The organism is Cellulomonas sp. P5_E12 (genome assembly GCF_054049315.1).
Map to the genome: position 1 here is coordinate 1 of NZ_JBFUMP010000051.1, position 2,518 is coordinate 2,518.

Here is a 2,518-nt window from a genome sequence, read left to right on the forward strand (position 1 = left end):
GATCGGCGGCGGCCGCGGCGGAGCCGGCGGCGCGCTCGGCGGCGGCGTCGGGGCGAGCGGGTCCGCCGCGTCCGCCACCGGCACCACCGGCGGAGCGTCCGTGCTCTCGGGCTCGCAGACCGGTGCGGCGGGGACCGCGGCTGGCTCGCGCGGCGGGTCGATGATGGCCGGCGGCGCGGGTGGGGCCGGCGGCGGCGGGTCGTCGAAGGGCAAGAAGCGCACTGCGCTCGGCTACATGGCACCCGACCTCGGCCTGGAGGACGAGGACGGCTCCGCCCCCACCCTGGGCGCGGGCGCCAAGGCCGGCTCCCGCGAGGACGGACCGGTGCTCAGCGCGGTCCCGGAGACGGACGGCGCCGACGACGGCTGGTGAGTCCCGGGCCGGCGGCTGACGCCGGCGCGTGCGCGAGAGCCGCGGCCGCCCACCCCTCGAGGTGGGCGGCCGCGGTCGTCCGCGCCGACCCGGGCCGATTCCTCGGGCGCGCCGCGTGCCAGCCCTGGACGCGGAATCGGCCCGGTCGGCGCGGGACACGCCCTCGACGGCTCGCCGCGCGGCTCGGGTCAGCGCGGGGCGACCGCCCGGACGGTGAACGAGCGGTCGCCGATGCGCACGGTCGACCCGGAGGGGACGACGACGCGCTGCTCGGGGGCCGCGGGGACGGACTGCCCGCTGGGCAGCACGACGACCGTCCCGTTGCCGGAGCCGGCGTCGGCCACCCAGAACCCGCCGCGGTCGATGCCGAAGCGCGCGTGGGTGCGCGACAGGCTGCGCTCGGGGTCGTCGATCGCGATGACGTGGTCGCAGCGCTCCCCGGGCACCACCTGCGGGGAACGGCCCACCAGGCCCGGACCGCTCACGCTCATGGTCTGGCCGGTGTCGAGGGTGACCAGGTACGACGTCGGCACCACGACCGCCGCCGGAGCCGGGGGCGGCGGCGCGGCGGTGGTCACGGTCGCGCCAGGCTCCGCGAGCGCAGCGATCGCCGCGCGCGGGCCGCGGACGTCGACGACCACGGACCGACCGACGTGGTCGTGCCACGCCTGGCCGCGCCCGCTCTTGTCGAAGCCCGAAGACCCGACCACCAGCCACTGCCCGACGCCGGCCACGAGGTGGGCCGCGGCGAGGACCAGCGCGCGCGGCACACCGCGGGCCATCCCGGGCGCGTACGGCGTCTCCTGGCGCGCGGCGCGCAGGCCGAGCAGCACGTTGCCGAAGGTCCGGCCGGTCCGGGCCTCCCACACGACGATGCCGATGACGAGCTCGGCGGCCGCGAGCGCCGCGAGCACGGCGCTGCCGCTGAGCGCGAGCACGACACCGCTCACGAGCGCGACGCAGACGGTGTCGACGAGGAACGCGAGGAGCCGCTGGCCCACCCGGGCTGCGCGGACGCCGTCGAAAGCCGCGCCGAGCGGCACCGCAGCGGCGGGCGCAGGGCCTCGCGCCGCCCGTCGACCCTGTCCTGGCGTCGCACCGGCAGCGACGGGCTGCGCCTGGACGACCACCACGGAGGCGGCGACCGCCGTCCCGCAGGCCGTGCAGAAGCGCGCGCCGGGCCGCAGGGGCTTCCCGCACGCAGCGCACGCCTGTTCGGTCTGCACGCTCATCCGGACGTCACCTTCCGCAAGGTCTCGATCACGTCGGCCGCCACGGCGGCGGCCGGCAGCGCCAGCACCACGGCAAGGCCCTCGAGCGCGTCCGCCAGCCGAGACGCGACGACGGACTGCCAGCCACGCCCCAGGACGATCGACAGGGCCGTCATCCCAGCGACGAGCGCCAGGGCCGCCACCGCGACCGGCACGAGCCACGAGGCGTCCGCGGGGGCGCTCACGGCGAGCTCGACGAGGACGACGGAGGCCGCGACGCGCGGCACCCACCGCCCGACCGCGCCGCGCGCGGACCGGGGACCGAGGACCAGGGCGAGGACGACGCAGGCCGACAGGGCGAGCGCGCCGACCCACGGCACCGTCCCCGGCGACACCGACACCAGCACCACGGGCAGGAGCGCGGGCGGCACCGCCGACAGGACGACGGTGGCAGTGGCCTTGCGTCGCTCGGCGTGCGCCACGGTGAGGCCGACCTGCCGCTCGTTCACGCGCCCGAGCGCGCGGGGGCGCTGGGCACGCACCGAGGCGGCGGTCCGCGACACGTGCGCGAGGTCGATCAGCTGCTCGTCGGGGACGCTCAGCGCGAGGGTCGGCAGGATCCGCAGCCCCAGCGGCGCGATCCCGACGAGCACGGCGGCCGCGACGACGGGCGGCAGCGCGGCCAGCAGCACCGCCGACTGGACGCCCGCCGCGATCGCGACGGCGACGAGGACCACGCCGGCGTCGTCGGCACCCGCACGGGACGCCCGGGTGGCGACCACCCGGACGCCGGCGACGACGGTGGCGACGACCAGCCCGACCGTGACGGCCAGCCGGCCGGTCGGGCCGTCGGCCGGGTCGATGAGCAGCACGCCGGCCGCGAACCCGAGCGCCGGGCCTGCCAGCGTCGCCGACGCGGGCGCCGCCGGGCGCC

The 2,518-nt window shown here is 78.8% G+C and carries 3 protein-coding genes; 1 reads left to right on the forward strand and 2 read right to left on the reverse strand.

Going from position 1 to position 2,518, the window contains the following annotated elements; genetic code table 11:
* Positions 1-373 (forward strand): hypothetical protein (locus tag ACXJKA_RS19865; protein ID WP_456826920.1); only part of this gene is annotated, 373 nt, incomplete at its 5' end.
* 188 nt (positions 374-561) lie between these two features.
* Here the strand turns inward: ACXJKA_RS19865 and ACXJKA_RS19870 are convergent.
* Positions 562-1,605 carry an FHA domain-containing protein gene (locus ACXJKA_RS19870; protein WP_456826921.1) on the reverse strand — a complete coding sequence of 348 codons (1,044 nt, stop codon included), beginning with the start codon at positions 1,603-1,605 and terminating at the stop codon, positions 562-564.
* On the reverse strand, positions 1,602-2,518 hold a 917-nt coding region (locus tag ACXJKA_RS19875; RefSeq protein WP_456826922.1), incomplete at its 5' end, for a hypothetical protein. The genes ACXJKA_RS19870 and ACXJKA_RS19875, both read right to left, overlap by 4 nt.